Annotated in this window: 18 protein-coding genes, 1 tRNA gene and 1 riboswitch; of the genes, 5 read left to right on the top strand and 14 right to left on the bottom strand. The window is 50.3% G+C overall.

Annotated elements, in window-relative coordinates:
• Positions 1-11: 11 nt before the first annotated feature.
• The 11 genes from ACHZA1_RS08125 to ACHZA1_RS08075 all read right to left on the bottom strand — a co-directional run bounded on the left by ACHZA1_RS08125 (position 12) and on the right by ACHZA1_RS08075 (position 9,118).
• Entirely contained in the window at positions 12-536 is a 525-nt protein-coding gene (locus ACHZA1_RS08125; protein WP_320054738.1) for an Lrp/AsnC ligand binding domain-containing protein, read from the bottom strand.
• A 490-nt stretch (positions 537-1,026) separates the two neighbouring features.
• Positions 1,027-1,098, bottom strand: a tRNA-Arg gene (locus ACHZA1_RS08120).
• A gap of 48 nt (positions 1,099-1,146) precedes the next feature.
• A complete protein-coding gene (locus ACHZA1_RS08115; protein WP_320054737.1) occupies positions 1,147-2,157 on the bottom strand; it encodes a beta-ketoacyl-ACP synthase III in 1,011 nt (336 codons plus the stop codon).
• An 83-nt stretch (positions 2,158-2,240) separates the two neighbouring features.
• Entirely contained in the window at positions 2,241-3,176 is a 936-nt protein-coding gene (gene plsX, locus ACHZA1_RS08110) for a phosphate acyltransferase PlsX (RefSeq protein WP_320054736.1), read from the bottom strand.
• Positions 3,177-3,210: 34 nt separating this feature from the next.
• Positions 3,211-3,396, bottom strand: a complete 186-nt coding sequence (gene rpmF, locus ACHZA1_RS08105) for a 50S ribosomal protein L32 (protein WP_320054735.1) — start codon at positions 3,394-3,396, stop codon at positions 3,211-3,213.
• Between the two features lie 55 nt (positions 3,397-3,451).
• Positions 3,452-3,976, bottom strand: coding sequence for a DUF177 domain-containing protein (locus ACHZA1_RS08100; RefSeq protein ID WP_320054734.1), 525 nt, complete (start codon positions 3,974-3,976; stop codon positions 3,452-3,454).
• Positions 3,977-4,083: 107 nt separating this feature from the next.
• The gene (gene typA / locus ACHZA1_RS08095; RefSeq protein WP_320054733.1) at positions 4,084-5,880 is read right to left on the bottom strand and encodes a translational GTPase TypA; all 1,797 of its coding nucleotides are present in this window, start codon (positions 5,878-5,880) and stop codon (positions 4,084-4,086) included.
• Between the two features lie 115 nt (positions 5,881-5,995).
• Positions 5,996-6,191, top strand: a riboswitch (cobalamin riboswitch).
• 219 nt (positions 6,192-6,410) lie between these two features.
• Entirely contained in the window at positions 6,411-6,974 is a 564-nt protein-coding gene (frr, locus tag ACHZA1_RS08090; protein ID WP_320054732.1) for a ribosome recycling factor, read from the bottom strand.
• A gap of 28 nt (positions 6,975-7,002) precedes the next feature.
• The gene (pyrH, locus tag ACHZA1_RS08085) at positions 7,003-7,716 is read right to left on the bottom strand and encodes a UMP kinase (RefSeq protein WP_320054731.1); all 714 of its coding nucleotides are present in this window, start codon (positions 7,714-7,716) and stop codon (positions 7,003-7,005) included.
• Positions 7,717-7,804: 88 nt separating this feature from the next.
• Positions 7,805-8,530: a DNA repair protein RecO gene (recO, locus tag ACHZA1_RS08080; RefSeq protein ID WP_320054730.1), complete on the bottom strand. Its 726-nt coding sequence runs from the start codon at positions 8,528-8,530 to the stop codon at positions 7,805-7,807.
• Positions 8,531-8,542: 12 nt separating this feature from the next.
• The gene (locus tag ACHZA1_RS08075) at positions 8,543-9,118 is read right to left on the bottom strand and encodes a non-canonical purine NTP diphosphatase (RefSeq protein WP_320054729.1); all 576 of its coding nucleotides are present in this window, start codon (positions 9,116-9,118) and stop codon (positions 8,543-8,545) included.
• Positions 9,119-9,334: 216 nt separating this feature from the next.
• Here ACHZA1_RS08075 and ACHZA1_RS08070 point away from each other — a divergent pair, with 216 nt between their 5' ends.
• The gene (locus ACHZA1_RS08070) at positions 9,335-10,162 is read left to right on the top strand and encodes a universal stress protein (protein ID WP_320054728.1); all 828 of its coding nucleotides are present in this window, start codon (positions 9,335-9,337) and stop codon (positions 10,160-10,162) included.
• Between the two features lie 93 nt (positions 10,163-10,255).
• Here the strand turns inward: ACHZA1_RS08070 and ACHZA1_RS08065 are convergent, their stop codons facing one another.
• The 3 genes from ACHZA1_RS08065 to ACHZA1_RS08055 all read right to left on the bottom strand — a co-directional run bounded on the left by ACHZA1_RS08065 (position 10,256) and on the right by ACHZA1_RS08055 (position 14,878).
• Positions 10,256-11,242: an alpha/beta hydrolase gene (locus tag ACHZA1_RS08065; protein ID WP_320054727.1), complete on the bottom strand. Its 987-nt coding sequence runs from the start codon at positions 11,240-11,242 to the stop codon at positions 10,256-10,258.
• A 231-nt stretch (positions 11,243-11,473) separates the two neighbouring features.
• Positions 11,474-12,241, bottom strand: coding sequence for a carboxypeptidase-like regulatory domain-containing protein (locus tag ACHZA1_RS08060; protein ID WP_320054726.1), 768 nt, complete (start codon positions 12,239-12,241; stop codon positions 11,474-11,476).
• A 234-nt stretch (positions 12,242-12,475) separates the two neighbouring features.
• Entirely contained in the window at positions 12,476-14,878 is a 2,403-nt protein-coding gene (locus ACHZA1_RS08055; protein ID WP_320054725.1) for a DUF5686 family protein, read from the bottom strand.
• 94 nt (positions 14,879-14,972) lie between these two features.
• Here ACHZA1_RS08055 and ACHZA1_RS08050 point away from each other — a divergent pair, with 94 nt between their 5' ends.
• The 4 genes from ACHZA1_RS08050 to ACHZA1_RS08035 all read left to right on the top strand — a co-directional run bounded on the left by ACHZA1_RS08050 (position 14,973) and on the right by ACHZA1_RS08035 (position 17,230).
• On the top strand, positions 14,973-15,272 hold the full coding sequence (locus ACHZA1_RS08050) for a hypothetical protein (protein WP_320054724.1): 300 nt from the start codon (positions 14,973-14,975) through the stop codon (positions 15,270-15,272).
• 92 nt (positions 15,273-15,364) lie between these two features.
• Positions 15,365-15,643 carry a hypothetical protein gene (locus tag ACHZA1_RS08045; RefSeq protein WP_320054723.1) on the top strand — a complete coding sequence of 93 codons (279 nt, stop codon included), beginning with the start codon at positions 15,365-15,367 and terminating at the stop codon, positions 15,641-15,643.
• Positions 15,644-16,229: 586 nt separating this feature from the next.
• Positions 16,230-16,400: a hypothetical protein gene (locus ACHZA1_RS08040; RefSeq protein ID WP_320054722.1), complete on the top strand. Its 171-nt coding sequence runs from the start codon at positions 16,230-16,232 to the stop codon at positions 16,398-16,400.
• Between the two features lie 35 nt (positions 16,401-16,435).
• Positions 16,436-17,230: a hypothetical protein gene (locus tag ACHZA1_RS08035; RefSeq protein ID WP_320054721.1), complete on the top strand. Its 795-nt coding sequence runs from the start codon at positions 16,436-16,438 to the stop codon at positions 17,228-17,230.
• Positions 17,231-17,241: the final 11 nt, after the last annotated feature.

Raw genomic sequence — 17,241 nt, 5'->3', positions numbered from 1 at the left:
ATAGGCCAAGCCTATTCGTTCTCCTCCTTTGCCGTCGAAGACGACTTCTTGCTTGCCTTTGTGTTCTTCTTATCCTTCACGTAAACCTGGCGCTCGAAGGCTTGGTCTAGCGAAATAAGGGTTTCGGTACGTGCTACCCCAGGAATCTTCTGAACGGTATTAACCAGCACTTCCAAGAGGTGATCGTTGTCGCGGCAGTAAATTTTTAGCATTACGGCGTAATCTCCGGTCACAAAGTGGCATTCCACAACCTCTGGTATTCGCTTAATAACCTCTACTGCCTCGGTGTAGTAACTGGTTTGAATCAGCGAAACTCCAACAAAGGCGCATACATCGTAGCCAAGAGCCTTGGGCTTTACAATTAGGCGCGAGCCATCGATAATGCCGGCATCTTCCATCTTCTTTACGCGTTGATGGATTGCCGCACCCGAAATGCCGCACTCTCTAGCAATCTCCAAAAAGGGCATGCGGGCATTCTTAATTAGGTAGGAAAGAATCTTCTGATCGATGCTGTCCAAGTGAATTTTACCACCCATAACATTACATTTTATTACGTATTTTGCGAATATAACTATTAATTCGAAAGATGCAAGAGTTAAAAAAGTTAAAGAGCGGCGCAAGGCGCATGCATATAGATTTTAATGGCTTATACATTGTAATCGTTTAGCTATTGCTAAAGTTTTAAAGTGTTTTTTTACGCATTCTCTGCTACGATTTGTAACGTAATGGCCTATTCGGATAATAATCTAAAGGATATTTTAAGGTTCTTTCAGAGCATAAAAACAGCAGCCTACAATTTGTAACCTGGCATAATTCTAAAGTATAATCCTATGAAAAGATAAAATGGTAGGAGGTCTTCTATTCAAGAATAGATCAACTATTAGCCATGTTTTTGAAGCGGGTTGGAGGGGTTTGTATCGTTTATGGATATGTGAGGGAATAGGAGCATTTTAAGCCGCATTTTGGCGATGATTCGGTATGTCGTAAAAAGCAAGAGGCGTCGCTAATTCAGCGACGCCTCTTTTGTAGCTCCAACAGGACTCGAACCTGTATTTAAAGTTTAGGAAACTTCCGTTCTATCCCTTGAACTATGGAGCCATTCGGAACGCGAAAGTAGTAAAAAAATCGCGTTCGAGCAATGCTTTTTTACTTGCCGACCTTTTCGCCGTCATAAGCCCACTTGAGGTAAAGTGTTCCCCAAGTAAAGCCACCGCCAAAAGCGGCAAATATGAGGTTATCACCCTTCTTCAGCTGCTTCTCAAAGTCCCAAAGGCATAGAGGAAGCGTTGCCGAGGTGGTGTTACCGTATTTTTCGATGTTAATCATAACCTTTTCGCGCTCAACGTTTGCACGGTTCGCGGTAGCATCAATGATGCGGAGGTTGGCCTGATGGGGAACTAACCAAGCGATATCTTCACCCTTAAGGTTGTTTTTTTCCATCAGCTCTAGGGTTGTGTCTGCCATGTTCGAAACTGCCCATTTGAAAACGGCTTGCCCTTCCTGGTAGACGAAGTGTTCACGGTTTTCAACGGTTTCGTGGCTAGCTGGGTAGCACGACCCTCCTGCTTTTAGGTAGAGGTGCTTGCGACCAGTGCCATCCGAGCGTAGAATGGAGTCTACAATACCTAGCCCTTCGTAGTTGGGTTCAATGAGCACTGCTGCTGCACCATCACCAAATATTGGGCATGTCGTGCGGTCTGTGTAGTCAATGATGGAAGACATCTTGTCGGAGCCAACTACGATTACCTTTTTGTGGCTGCCCGATTCGATGAATTTTTGAGCTACGGTTAAGGAGTAGAGGAAACTCGAGCAAGCTGCGTTAAGGTCAAACCCAAAGGCATTTTTAATGCCGCATTTGTCTGCTATGATGTTGGCCGTAGCAGGGAATGCCATGTCGTGGGTGACAGTACCACAGATAATTAAATCAACCTCTTCGGGTTTCGTATTTGTTTTCTCAAGGAGTTGGTTAACTGCAGCTGCACCCATATCTGAGGCTCCTTTGCCTTCGCCTTTTAGGATATGGCGGGTTTTAATTCCAATGCGAGTCATTATCCACTCATCGGTGGTATCCACCATGGTACTTAACTCGTCGTTGGTGAGAATATATTCGGGGATATATCCTCCAACACCTGTAATTGCAGCCGAAATTTTCTCCATCTGACTTGATTTATTTCCTCTCCTTTTTATGGGGAGTATAAGTTAAAGAAACCTCACCCATAGAGTATGGATGAGGTTTTAAATTATTGTAAGTTCTCGCGAATGTGTTCTACAATTCCTCCATTAACGCAATCAATCGTTTGTTTTATCATATTTTTGATTGCCTTAGCGTTGGATATTCCGTGGCCAATGATCACCACGCCGTTAACACCGAGGACAGGAGTTCCTCCGATATTTTCGAAGTTGAATCCCTCGAAAAAGTCGTTTCTGATGCCTTGCTTGCGTAGCAGACCGTAGAAACTTTCGGCTGTTTTAAGCAGCACGTTTCCAGTAAAGCCATCGGTTACGATGACATCTGCCTTGCCGCGAAATACATCATGGCCTTCTACATTTCCAATAAAGTTTATTCCACTAGCATCCTTTAGTTGCCCATAAGTTGCTTGGGTAAGGATGCTTCCTTTTTCTTCCTCTTCGCCTATGTTTAGCAAGCCAACGCGAGGGTTGTCGATTCCAAGTACGTATTGTGCGTAAACGGATCCAAGCATGGCGTACTGTACGAGTACTTCAGGCTTACAGTCAGGGTTTAGCCCAACATCCAAAAGGATAGCTTTTCTATCTAGGCTAACAGGGATAGGACTTGCAATTGCAGGACGCAACAAGCCAGGAATCTGCTTGATGGTATACATAGCGCCTACCATCATACCTCCTGTACTACCAGCACTGGCAAATCCTTGAATTTTATCCTCCATAAGGAGTTTAAATCCGATTGCAATGCTTGATTGTGGCTTTGAACTAAAAGCTTTTACAGGATGTTCACCCATTTCAATCACCTGGTCGGTATGTACAATGTCAAAGCTAGCGATGTTAGCACCCTCGCGAACGAGGATTTCTTCGATCTTAACTTTGTCGCCTATCAGCACCAAGCGAACATCTGAAAACTGCTTTTGGGCTTCGATTGCTCCTAAAACTACCGCTTCAGGAGCAAAATCGCCACCCATTGCATCAACTCCAATTTTCATACAACTTTATTTAATAAACTTGTTTGAAAGCGGATTATGCGTTTACTTGTTTTTCTACTACAAGACGTCCTCTGTAAAAGCCGCACTCTGGACATACTCTGTGGTATTGTACAGTAGCACCGCAATTTGAACAAGTAGAAACCGTAGGAGCTACAGCTTTGTAGTGAGTTCTACGCTTATCTCTTCTCGTCTTCGAGATTTTGTGTTTGGGATGTGCCATTTTACAACTTGTTTATCGTGTTAACTATTTTACTGTTTGTATTCTCTGCTTTTCTTTACAGCATTTCCTCTTCTTCCTCTTCTTCCTCTTCTTCCAGAGGCTCTTCGTAGAAGTTGGTTTCGATGGCTTCTAGCCGTTCTAGCATTTCTGGATTGCAGGTACTTTTGCCTTCCTCATCCAGCGGATGAATCTTTTGGTAGGGTAGGCTAAGGTATATGCTTTCGTAGATATACTGCGAGAGGTTTAATTCGCCTTCGTTGGGGTCGACATAAATGACATCTCCTTCGTCTTCCTGAATCAACGAGGAAAACTTTACAAACATGCTTCCTTTGAAGCTGATGTTTTGCGGATAATCATCCAAGCAGCGATCGCATGTAACCATAATCTCTCCCTTAATCTCGAAATCGAGTTCAATAAAGGAACTAGCTCTTTTTGCATGCACTAGAACGTTGACATCTCCTTTTTGGATCTCTGAATGCTCGAAGCATTTAAAGAATTTGTCGTTAACCTCGTAGCTTACTTCATGCTCTCCTAAGGCCAAGCCCTTAACGGGAATCGTATAGCTGTTTAGATAACTCACTTGTCAAAAAATATCGCGCAAAGGTAGAAATTAATCTCGTATTTAAAAATATTAAACAGTTTTAGGCCAGCCGATGTTGTCAGGGGTGGCTTAAATTCAGCTGCTTACTACCTCGAATTACGCTTCCTTTGGTTCTCGTCTAGGTATATCTTACGTAGGCGCATAGAGTTTGGCGTAATTTCCACGTACTCATCCTCTTGGATGTACTCCAATGCCTCTTCAAGGCTGAAAACGATAGGTGGTGCAATTACGTTCTTCTCGTCAGTACCGCTAGCACGCATGTTGGTTAGCTTCTTAGGCTTGGTAACGTTAATAACCAAGTCACCGCTACGGCTATGCTCGCCAATTACCATACCAGCATAAACATCTTCGCCTGGAGCGATAAAGAACTTACCTCTATCCTGAAGTTTGTTTATGGAGTAGGCAAAGGTATTACCAGTTTCCATGGCAATAAGCGAACCGTTGATACGCATCTCGATATCGCCCTTGTATGGTTCGAAGCCCTTAACGCGGTGCGCAACGATAGCCTCGCCTTGGGTTGCGGTTAGCAGGTTGCTTCGTAATCCAATGATACCACGAGATGGAATTTCGAACTCGAGGTGCGAGCGGTCTCCGCGCTGCTCCATATTAATCATCAGACCCTTACGCTTGGTGACAAGTTCGATTGCCTTGCCAGCAACAGTTTCGGGTAGGTCGATGGTTAGGAACTCAATAGGCTCGCATTTCTTGCCATTAATCTCTTTGAAGATAACCTTTGGCTGTCCAACTTGTAGCTCGTATCCTTCGCGACGCATGGTTTCGATAAGCACGCTGATGTGTAGTACGCCACGTCCGAATACGATGAACGAGTCTGCTGTTTCTCCATTCTTCACGCGAAGAGCTAGGTTTTTTTCTAGTTCTTTTTCAAGACGTTCTTTAAGGTGGCGTGAGGTGACAAACTTACCGTCCTTACCAAAGAAAGGTGAATCGTTGATGGTGAAAAGCATGCTCATTGTAGGCTCGTCGATAGCGATAGGCTCAAGAGGTTCTGGGTTTTCGAAATCGCAGATGGTGTCCCCAATTTCGAAGCCATCTATTCCAACAAGGGCACATATTTCGCCTGCTTGTACTTCTTCTACCTTTGCTTTGCCTAGACCTTCAAAAACCATGAGGTCTTTAATTCGGGTTTTTATCTGGCTGCCATCGCGTTTTGCGAGAACAACAGGCATGTTTGCTTTAAGTGTTCCGCGGTGAAGACGGCCAATTGCCATGCGCCCTACATACGATGAGTACTCTAGTGATGTGATGAGCATCTGTGGTGTTCCTTCGTGTGCTTCGGGTGCAGGAATGTTTTCAATGATAGAGTCGAGTAGTGCGATGATATCGGTGGTTGGTTTTTGCCAATCGGTTGACATCCATCCTTGCTTTGCGCTTCCGTATATGGTAGGAAAGTCTAACTGCTCCTCAGTAGCATCAAGATGGAACATTAGGTCGAATACCTGTTCATGTACTTCATCTGGTCGACAGTTTGGTTTGTCTACTTTGTTAACAACCACGATAGGTTTTTTGCCTAATGCAAGTGCTTTTTGTAGCACGAAACGGGTTTGAGGCATGGTGCCTTCGAAAGCGTCAACCAGCAGAAGAACGCCATCGGCCATGTTGAGCACGCGCTCAACCTCGCCACCGAAGTCGGCGTGGCCTGGGGTATCGATGATGTTGATTTTGTAGCCTTTGTACTGAACGGATACGTTTTTGGCAAGAATGGTGATTCCGCGTTCGCGTTCTAGGTCGTTGTTGTCGAGAATAAGCTCCCCAGCTTTATCTGCATCTCTGAAGAGTTTACCTTGAAGGATCATTTTATCCACTAGAGTTGTTTTGCCGTGGTCTACGTGGGCAATGATCGCAATGTTCCTAATATTTTGCATCGCATGAAATTTGGACTGCAAATGTAAACATTAATTGCAGTATCGATAAGTTGTTAAAAATCATATTACTAAAAATTAGCTTAGGGAAAAGGAGGGTTCTTTCGGCAAAAGATATATCTTTGGGGAAATCGATGGTTTTGTGTGAGACCGATGCGTCTCAGCAAATTAAAAGGGAATCAGGTGTGAGTCCTGAACAGTTCCCGCTGCTGTAATCTCGAGAAAGAATCTAGGCAATCTGAGCCACTGTGAAAACGGGAAGGCGCCTACGATGTGAGAAAGTCAGAAGACCTGCCAGCCGATGTTCGATAAAAGCTTTCGGGTAAAAAGCGAGGATCCTTCCACACTCCTCATTCATTCCCCCGAACAAAAAAAGGCGAAGTAGTGCTTCCTGCCATAACGATGTTGCACTACTTCGCTATTTTTTCGTGTCAAGACTCGAGATGATAGGCGCTAGACGTTAGGGCAAGACAATATTTGATAATGTGATGTGAACTCATAAAGAAAAAGGCAACCGATAGGTTGCCTTTTTGCTATACTGTCATAATTTCTTTTTCCTTAAGGGCGAGTAGTTCGTCAATTTTTTTGCTGTAGTTGTCGATTATCTTTTGAACTTCTACTTCTCCATCTTTTGCTACGTCTTCGGGAAGGTTTTCGGCTTTAATCAGCTTTTTGATGCTTTCGTTCGAGTCGCGGCGGATATTGCGGAGGGCTACACGGGCTTGTTCTCCCTCGTTGCGTACTTGTTTAACCAGTTCCTTACGGCGTTCTTCAGTAAGAGGAGGTATAACTAGGCGGATATGCTCACCGTTGTTGCTGGGAGTTAGTCCAATTCCTGAGGTAAGAATTGCCTTCTCGATTATGGGAAGCATCTTCTTCTCCCATGGAGCAACTATGATGGTTTTAGCATCGGGAGTGTTGATGCTGGCAACTTGGTTGATAGGCATCATGCTACCGTAGTAGTCTACCATTACAGGGTTTAGGATGGCAGGGTTTGCCTTGCCAGCGCGGATGGTTATTAATGATTCTTCTAGGTGAAGAACGGCTTTTTCCATCTTCTCCTTGCCTTGTGCTATAATTGTTTTAACTTCTGTCATATGCGGTTATCTTGATTGTCAATCAAAATTAGTAATTCTTTACTATTGTTCCAATCTTTTCTCCTAAAAGGAGCTTTTTTAGGTTGCCGACGGTATTCATGTCGAATACAATGATGGGTAGGTTGTTCTCCTTGCACATGGCAAACGAGGTAAGGTCCATCACCTTTAGGTTTTTGTTGTAGGCTTCGTCGAACGAAAGTTCGTCGTACTTTATGGCGGATGGGTCTTTCTCGGGATCGGCGGTGTAAACACCATCGACACGGGTTCCTTTGAGAAGAATTTCTGCTTCGATCTCCACTCCACGAAGCGAAGAAGCTGTGTCAGTGGTAAAGAAGGGGTTGCCCGTTCCTCCGCCGATAATCACTACGTAGCCTTGGGAGAAGAGTTCAAGCGCCTTGTCCTTCGAGTAGATTTCGCCAACAGGAGCCATGTTGATGGAGGTTAGCACCTTTGCCTTTTGCCCGATGCTGTTCAGGGCCGATTGAACGGCGATGGAGTTGATTACCGTTGCAAGCATTCCCATTTGGTCGCCCTTAACGCGGTCGAATCCCTTGTTAACGCCCGATAGGCCACGGAAAATGTTTCCCCCTCCAATTACGATTCCTACTTCAACGCCCAGCTGGGCAACTTCCTTGATTTGTTCTGCGTACTCGTTGAGCACTTTGGTGTTAATGCCGTACTTATCGGCTCCCATCAGGGCTTCGCCGCTAAGCTTAAGCAGAACTCTTTTATACTTGAGCATGAACGTATGATTTTAGAGGCAAAGGTATTCAATTCGCATGAAATGGCAATAATTAGTGAGTAGTGAATAGAGGATGGGGAAGCTACCGCTAGTCGAACAACTCGTGCACTACGTTGAGCGACTTTAGCTCTATTACACCTCCGAAATGGATGGAGAAAAACTCGAGCATCTTGTCAATAAACTCGCGGCGGTCGGAGCGGGTTAGGTGAACCGTTGACAGATCGGTGAGGGTGATGGAGTAAAGCTGCTCGAAGCAGCGCGACAGGTGGCGGTTCATGTACGAGGGGTGCTTGGGCTCTATCGGGGTAAAGTGCCCCGACTTCAGGTCAAAGAAGGCGGGTGTTCCCTCCTCGAGCAGCGTTGGGTGAAGCCCAAGGTACTTGGTGAGCTGTACCATCAGGTAGAGGTGGAAGTTATACACCCCTTCGTCGAGCACATCGAGGGCAAGAAGGGCGTTGGATAGGAAATCGAATAGCTGCTGGTTGGGGTGCTCCTCCCTAAGCAGCTTGTAGAGTAGTTCGCTGATGAAGAAGGCCAACGAGCTCTTAACCGGATCGAAAGGGATGCTCTGGTAGGGGTAGCTGAGGCGAAACTCTTTTACTCGTTGGATATCGGCCTTATCGTTTTGGAATACGTCGAGGTCGAGCAGGAAGAGGGGCTGCAGTATGGCTGCCTTCCCCTTGCTCTTTGCCTTGTACACGCTGTTGAAGATGTAGGTCTTTCGGCCAAACGTGCTGGTGTAGATGTGGCAGATGAGGCTGGTCTCCTTGTAGCGGATGCCGTGCAGGATAATACCTTTTACCTTGTACTCCATCTGCCCATCGGTTTACAGTTTGTTTAAGAATGCTACCAACTTGGCAACGGCACGTCCGCGGTGGCTGATGGCGTTCTTGGCGTCGAGCGACATCTCGGCGAAGCTCTCCGAGTAGTCCTCGGGTCTGAAGATGGGATCGTAGCCGAAGCCGTCGGTGCCGTGGCGCTCGGTGAGGATGTCGCCATCAACGCGCCCCTCGAAGATGGTCTCCTTTCCGTCGAGGATAAGGGCGATGACGGTGCGGAAGCAGGCCTTGCGGTTGCTAGTATCGCCCAGCTTGGCGAGCACCTTGTCGATGTTATCCTCCGAGGACTTCTGCTCGCCAGCATAGCGGGCAGAATAAACGCCTGGCTCGTTGTCGAGCGCTTCAATCTCCAACCCGGTATCGTCGGCAAAGCAGCTGTAGCCGTACTTCTCGAAGATGTAGCGGGCTTTTTGCAGGGCATTGCCTTCGAGGGTGGGGTAATCCTCGGGGATATCTTCGTTGATGTTGACCTGCGAGAGTGTGAGCAGCTCGATATCCTGGGGGAGCATCTCCTGAACTTCCTTTACCTTATGGAGATTGTTGGTGGCGAAAACGATTTTCATCTAGTTTTTATTTCTGGCAAAAGTAGGAATAACTTACCTTATTGAATAGGGTTAGGGAACATTTAGCGTGCTTCTATGTTAGAGGTGTTTCTTTAGGAAAGAGACGGCATCTTTTATCTTTTTTCTAAAAAATTGAATAAAAGCACGGTGAAATAGTTTGTTAAAAACTAGTAATTTCTATATTTACGCAGTTTTTAGACTCTTAGGTGAGAACATATGGATGCAAAGAAAACTTATATCGTTGTTTTATGGGATGGTTCCGAGCAGGCCGAGAATGCCTTTAGGCATGCACTGCGCATGGATAAGCGGACGGCTTTTGCAGTTCTTATTATGTGGATGGTGAGGAAGCGGAAGTTCTTGGAATCGAAGGCGGAGTTTGATGCCGGGGTGGCCAGCGAGCAGGAGGCGCTTAGACAGGTTGCCGAAAGGTTGAATGGCCAGTACGGCCTGCTGCCCGAGTATGTCGTAAAGTCTGGCGACGTTCGGAGCTGCATTGCAGAGGTGCTGGAGGAGTACAGCTGCTCCATTATCGTATCGCCCGAGGAGTACAGTTTCCCCAAGGGGGTGGTTGTGAATGTCGTCAAGGAGTTTTCGAGCTCCAGCGATATCGAAGTTCCCTTGCTGGTGGCCAACAACGCCCCTAGGCACGACAATGCCTCCATAGAGGTGGTGGTTCCGCTGGAGTACGATCCTGAGTTTAAGGATGCCGTGGAGGGTATTGTATCGCTCTCGCGTACCTACGGGTGCAACTTCAACTTTATGAAGCCCATTCTGTCGGATGGCCAGCTTAAGAAGGAGCTGGTTAGCAACATCTACTTCGCCAAGCAGGTGCTCGACGATAACCATATCGTGTACGGGATAAAATCGGCCAGCAAAGAAACCGACTTTATAGAGGAGGTTTACGATTTTGCCAGCAGCATCGAGGCTAACTACATCCTTTCCATGTCGCTCAACTATGGCCTTTACCGGAAGAATCCGAAATATGCCAACGCCCCCTTCATTTGGGTTAACCCCCACAAGCGACGCTACCGCAGCTTTAACTAACAACCCGATAAGAAGAGGGAGAGGCCTAAGCCTCTCCCTCTTTTGGTTTATACTGTAGGCGTATTACCTGCGCTCTACCTGAATCCTCTTTGCTTACTCCTTCTTCTTTAGTGTCCTGCCTAAAAAATCGACCATGTACTCAACCGTTGGGGTAAACCAGGGGTGGAAGAGCCAGAAGGGGTGCACCTTTACGTCGAAGGTATGCACCTGGTGGTAGATGCCGTGCTGGTTGAGGATGCCCACCATCTCGTTCTGCCCCGCGTGGAAGCGCGGAAGGCCGCTGTTGATGAAGAGGTAGGGTACGGTGCCCTTTCCTACCCAGAAGATGGGCGAGGCATCCTTCCACACCTCGGGCTTCTGGACGAAGGTGCCGCCAAACCACGAGATGTCGGCGGCATCGGGCTTACGGGCGAGGTTGAGCGATGCGGGCGCTAGGAAATCGACCACCCCGTCGATGTCGATAACGGCCTGCACTGCGCTCGAGTGCTGGTTGTTGCCCATGCTACCCTCGAACTTGGCAATGCCGTTGGTGGCGCCAACCAGCGCGGCGAGCTGCCCGCCTGCCGAGCATCCCGAGATGGCGATGCGGCTGGTGTCGATGCCGTACCTGCCCGCGTTGGCGCGCAGCCAGCGTATGGCCGCCTTAATGTTATGCACCGCTGCGGGGTAGGCGGCCTCGAGCGATAGCTGGTACTCCACCGTTGCCGTAATGTAGCCGTTGGCGGCCAGCTGCATGGCTAGGGGGTGCTGCATCGATCGGTCACCCGAGCGCCACCCGCCGCCGTGCACCATCACCACGGCTGGATATAGGCCAGGTTTGCGGGGATGGAACAGGTCGAGGTGCAAGGTGCGTGGTCCCCAGGCGGTGCTGTCGAGCACCGCGTAGGCGATGTTGCGCTCGGCGGCAATGCCTTCGGGCAGTACGGGTAGAGCTGGTACCGCATCGGGGTAAACCTTGCGCACCTTGAGCAGCGACTGGTAGACGGTGTAGGTGGTATCCCTTGGAATTGTGGTTTGCTGCGCGAATGGGGCCGAGCAGATCAGGCAGAAGAGGATGGAAACGAGGGCTATCCTTTGCATGGCGGTACGTGTTAGGTTGGCGCTAAGGTATAAAAATTGGCGAATCGGTAGAGCCGACATGGCGCGTTACCTTGGCATGCCCTAAGCAAGCATCAGCTCGATGGTATGGGAATAAAGAGTAGGGCTAATCGCCCCTTCCTGAAAGAAGGTGGATTAGCCCTATTCATTTTTATGCGATCCTGTAATGGTTTTGCTATAGCATTCTCCCTAGATGCAAAATGGCTAGGCGTGCTACTTCTTTTGTTGCATGGTGTATTCGGGTTTTTCGTAGAAGCAGTCGGAGCGTCCGCTTTCGTTGGTCTCGTTGGAGTGGAGGATTACGGTGATGCGGTCGGTGCCAGGCTTGCCGGAAGTATCCTTCTCCTTCTGCACCTGTATGATGTAGCCATAATTGTAGCTACCTCGGCCATACTCTGTGAGCTTTTGTATCTGTAGTATCTTCACCTCCTTGTCGTTTATCTTAACGGTTAGCTCGTCTGGGATGATGGTCTTTGGAGCCATGTCGGTGGTGTCATGCTTGGCATTGGAGGTCTTCTCGTATTGCTCTTTGTTGCTTTGGTTGAAATACCTTAACGACTTGGTAAGACTCATGGGGCGGAAGTAGATCATGTAGGTGTTGAATGGACCTACCTTGGGTTCGAACACGTTTACCCCGTATACCTCCATCCTGTCGTACTGTGGGTTGATTTCCAAATCGGAGTAGGCAGGTATGTTCCAGGCCCAGTACTCGAGTTTGGTCTTACCGTAGTGGTTGAAATTGATGGCCCAAAGACTGTAGTAGCGGCCCTTGGGCACCTTTAGCGAGTAGCGCCCATCTGCGCCCGTTTGGGTGGTGTAGAGCTGCTCGAAGTTTTTATCCGTTATGCTAACGGTAGCGCTGTCGATGGGGTTCGACTTGAAGTCGGTTACCTGCCCGTGGATGGTAACCATCTCTTGAGCCTTAAGTCCGGTGCTCATACCAATGGCGAGTAGCAGAATTGGTAGAAATCGTGCGATCATAATTTATGGTTTAGGTTAAAAATGATTTTTATAGCTGCTATAACGAATGCAATGGCTAATGGCAACAGGCATTCTTCCTTTTTTTGATAGCTTAGGCTGCTGCGCTACTGGCAGTATCTGCAAAAGTACAGCGGAGACTAGCGGCCACCAGCGGCACCTTCGCCCCAATAAGCTGGTGCAATGTTACCTCTTTTTACTCGCCAATCCAACCGGTTGGGTTGGCTGTTTCATCTCCTAAAATTCTACCTGGAATCTAGCCTTTACGCAGAAGCGGGGAGCCTGCTGTAGCCGATGGGGGCTCAGGCGGTACACTCCCTCGATGCGGAAGAAGCGGAGGATATTCTCGAAGCCGCCGCCTACCTCTACCAGGGGCTCGCTCACTCCGCTGAGCACGGCGGGGAAGTCCATCACCCGCCGATGTTTGTCCGAGAGGCCGCCTATCATCACCTTGGCCGAGAGAACCTCGCGGAGGTTGAGCGCCCGAATCAGCGGGATGCGGTTGACGAAACGGCCGTTGAGGTGGTACTCGGCGAAGAGGCTGGCAAAGCGGTCGCTGGCCAGCTGCAGGTTGTTGATGGTGTTGAAGCGGTAGCGGGTGAGGCCGTAGGTTTCGTTGCCGCGGAGCACCTCCAGCAGCGGGAAGGGGACGCTGCCCAGCAGGGCGCCCCCTTCGAGCACGTACTCCAGTTTGCCCAGGCCAACGGCCAGGTGATGCTTCAGGGTGAGGTGCGCCTTGAGGTAGCCCCTGCGGCTGCCCAGCACGCTGTACTGGCCAGCGGTGAGGGCGGTGTTGACGATGGGGTAGCGCGAGCCGAGGTAGTAGCGGCGGATGAACTTGTCGACGGTCTTCTCGTCGAACGAGAAGCGCCCCTCCACGCTCACGGCTGTACCAACGATCTCGGAGACGGGCGCCCCCTGCTGGAAGAAGGGGATGTAGCGGCCCGACTCCACCCGCTGGTGCTCCACCCGTAGCCGCGCCACGATGCCCCGGCGCAGCTCGTGCTCGGCGAAGGCGGCGTAGCTGTGGCGCATCGAGAGGCGGTCGTTGGGGCGCCGGGCGGTGAGGGCGGTAATCAGGTTGTCGTCTTCGGGGGCGTTGGTGTTCTCGCGGATGAAGCGCAGGTTGCCGTTGCTCCCGATGGTGGTCATATCCCTATCGGCCTCCACGCCCAGCAGCGTGCGGTGCTCCAGCGGTGGCTTGTAGGTGAAGCCTCCGCCGTACTTCCATCCTTCATCCTTAAAGCCGTAGCCCACCTTACCCGCCACCGAGTAGCGGGGGTGGAACGCCTCGCCGGTTCGGGCGGCGAACGTTAGCCGCAGCCCCTCCACCTTGTTGTGGCGCACGTACTCGGGGTAGGGGCCCAGGTCGAACTTCCCCACGGGGATGTAGCCGGTGAGGGCGGCAGTGGAGATCTTGTCGGCAGCGCGCATCCACCACAGCTGGTTGAGCGAATCGATGGCGCTGCTCATCCGCTGCTCCTCGCGCGAGAGGGTGGCCGGCCGCAGCTGGGCCAAGCTGGCCGCAGGACGTCGGGGGGCGGTGTCGGCCGCTGCGCCGAGGCGGATGTTGCTGTAGACGGTGGTCTTGCTCACCGACAGGGTGGTGGCGCGGCTGCCCGCCTCGGCCTTCCGGTAGTAGAGCTTGGCGCGGAGGCTGTTCTGCCGGAAGAAGGTGAGCGAGTCGGCCACCCGCTGGTAGTCGTACTTCACCTCGAAGGCGTTTAGGAAGTTGATGTTGGCCTCGCGGGGCAGCTCGGTCTCGATGCGGGACAGGCTCCACCCTAGGCCCTCCACCTGCATGGTGCCGCGGAAGGCCAGATCCTTCTTGTGCTTGGGGGTAAACTCGATGGTGTACACCATGCGGTCGCCCACCTCGGTGCTATCGGTTAGGCGGTACTTGTAGTAGGCGAAGGCGTTGTCGCCAATGGGGTTGGGGAAGAGCTTGCCGAAGAGGTCGATCTTGTTCTGGTAGAAGCTCACCTCGGTGCTCATGGCGGTGGCGTAGCCGTCCACCTGTAGGTCGTCGAGGATGCCCAGGCCGCTCTGCTGCTTGGCCACCACCTCGGCCCGCTGGAGGCCGGCGGCGCGGTCGACGGTGTTGTTGGCCACCTTTTCGGAGAAGAAGATGGGTAGCTGCGGCTTGGCGGGGACCTTGGCCCTTGCGCTGTCGGCCTTGGGCGGGGTGTCGAAGAATACGGCCAGCTTGGTGTAGGTGGTGCAGCCGTAGCGCTCGATGCGCTCGGGGTTGTTGCGCTGGCGCAGGCGGATGGCGTTGCGGACGATGGGGTGGGCCGGGTTCTCGGAGGGGCGGATCACCACCTCGCCCAGCGTGTAGCGCTCCTCGGCTAGTGTTACCTCCAGCGGCGCCTGGCCGGCGGCGGCCAGCAGCAGCTCGTAGGGCTTAAACCCTACCGCGGTGACGGTGATCGTATCCCGATTCTGCCGGTTGGCCAGCACGAACCGCCCCTGCATGTCGGTGCGCGTCCCCAGGGTCGTACCCTTCACGGCGACGTTGGCGAAGGGGATAGGCTCACCCGTTTGCCCATTCCTCACAAACCCCACGACCTTAAGATTTCCAGCCAAAGCATTCCCATAGCTCAGCAGCACAGCCAGCAGAGCCCATAATGTTAACCTCATCAATGCGTATTGTATCCCTTAATTTACAGCGGGCAAGTATAGCGAAATATTCTCTACACTTTTTGACGATTAAAGTAAGCTAACAGTAAGGCTGGTGGGCGTTGGGGGCGCGGGTGGCGGCCTGTGCACCCCAACAGCGGCGATGTATGACTTAACATTGATGATGTTCGACTCAACATCGAGGATGTTTGCTCCAACAACGGCGATGTACGCTCCAACATTGCCGATGTTCGACCCAACATCATCGATGTTCGCTTCAACATCAACGATGTTTGCTTCAACATCAACGATGTTTGCTTCAACATTGGCGATGTTCGTTCCAACATCAACGATGTTCGCTTCAACATCGGAGATGTTCGTCTTAATATTGCTGTTGTTTTGTAAAAAACTTTAGGTGATAAGCTAAAAAAAACGAGCGTAAGCTATATAGGTTATATGCATAATCGCTATCTTCGAATTGTTAACGCAATAATAATTGGATAACGCATGAAGTATCAAATTCCGAGAGAACCCCAAAAGATCGGGGAGCTTGGCGATACAGTTGTCGCCAAGAACACGGCCGATGGAGCTACCTCCGTCATTGCGCCGCTGGTAAAGGACGAGGTTAAGGTGTCGATCGCCAACCTTAAGGCGTACTCCAAGCGCGCCGAGGAGCTTCGCCGTCAGAGCGAGGAGGCCTACGAGCTGCGCGACAACGAGGCCAAGAAGGTGACCCAGTTCCTGCGCTCGGTTCGCGACGTGGTGAACGCCAACTTCCCCGACTAGCCCAAGAAGCTTACCGAGTACGGCTTCGAGATTAACGAGGTTGCCCCTAAGGCCAAGAAGAACGACGACAAGAAGTAGCGTCGGCCGATGAAACAGAAAAAGCGTAGCTCCGGCTACGCTTTTTTTATGGGGTGAGGGTAAGCCCTAGCTGGTTTTCGAAATCGGTTAGGCCGTGGTTAGGGCAACCGCTATGCCGTATGTTGGGTGCGAATCTCCAAATCGTAGTGCCCCACGGGCAGCCCCAAAAACAATTTGCTTTTAGGGAGGCGTGCTGATCGCACGTACTGCCGCATAGCTGGGGTGGGTATCACCTCTACGGGAGGGGGAGGGGGCTAAGACCGCATGAAAGCCCTTCCGATTACCTCCCCCGTCTGCTCCGCCGAGTACGTTTCCCGTAAGCTTATAAAATCTTTAAGCTCCCGATCCGCTTCTTTACAATACCCTTATTGCTTATGCTGCAATTTTGTGCCGATTCCGTACGGGGTGATCCGAGCGCAGAATAACCAGCGGTTACCACAACACATCTGGGATAGGCAAGCCAACACGTACCCCCCCAATGGAATTTTTACTGTAAACCGTAAGCGCTATGACAGAGATGGTAATTGTTCTGCTGCTACTGGGTGGGGTAGCTCTGCTGTTTTCTATGGGAGCCCTGATAGGGCATCTGCTCGGGTTGGGCAAGAAAATGGAGGAGATGCAGCATGAGAGGCGTAGAAGCAGCGCTAGGAACCAGCAAGGGAATATAAGCAAGAGGTAGCAGCTACCTCAAACGTTGTTCAACTATAAAGTAATATGAAAAAGAAAAACATTTTGTTTGCAGCAGGTATGGGCGTTGGATTGATGCTAACCTCAGCTTCGGTATTGGCTCAAAAAGACTCTTCCTCGGTTAGAATTTCGTTCGGAGCCGATGTGGTAAGCAGTTACATTTGGAGAGGATCCCCAAGCATGACTCCCAATGGGACCACGTCGAGCCTTCTTTCGCCAAACCTTCAGCCCAATCTGACGGCCAGCTATAAGAATTTCTCCGCTGGCGCATGGGCCTCCTACGACTTCTTAGGCAGCTACTACGAAACCGACCTATTTGCATCCTACACCCTGCAGAAGCTGACCTTTACCGTAAACGACTACTTCTGGAGCTACAACGCCCGCTACTTCGACTACAAAAACGCCAGCACGGCACATATTATCGAGGCAATGGTAACCTTTAATGGCGGAGACGAGTGCCCATTCTACCTGACAGTGGCTACATTTCTGTACGGAGCCGACAAGAAGGCGACCTACGATCCTACAGAAGCAGATTTAAGGAAGCAAAACTACAGTTCGTACGTTGAGGCTGGGTATCGCTTTAAAGTAGGAGCATCCTCGGTAACATCTTTTATTGGCGCAACACCAACCGACGGTTACTATGGCGATGGGGCTGGTGTAACCGGAAGAGCAAATGTAAAAGGGTTTCAGATAGTAAATGTGGGTGTAGCTACTACGAAGGATTTGCTGATATCCGATAGATTTTCGGTTCCGTTTAAAGCATCGTTAGTTGCCAACCCTGTACTCGAAAAAGTCTTTCTAGTTATTGGCTTCACGTTGTAGGTTCATTATCA

This window comes from uncultured Acetobacteroides sp. (assembly GCF_963667355.2).
In the GTDB taxonomy this organism is placed as follows: domain Bacteria; phylum Bacteroidota; class Bacteroidia; order Bacteroidales; family ZOR0009; genus Acetobacteroides.
This window is presented reverse-complemented; position numbering and strand designations above follow the sequence as displayed.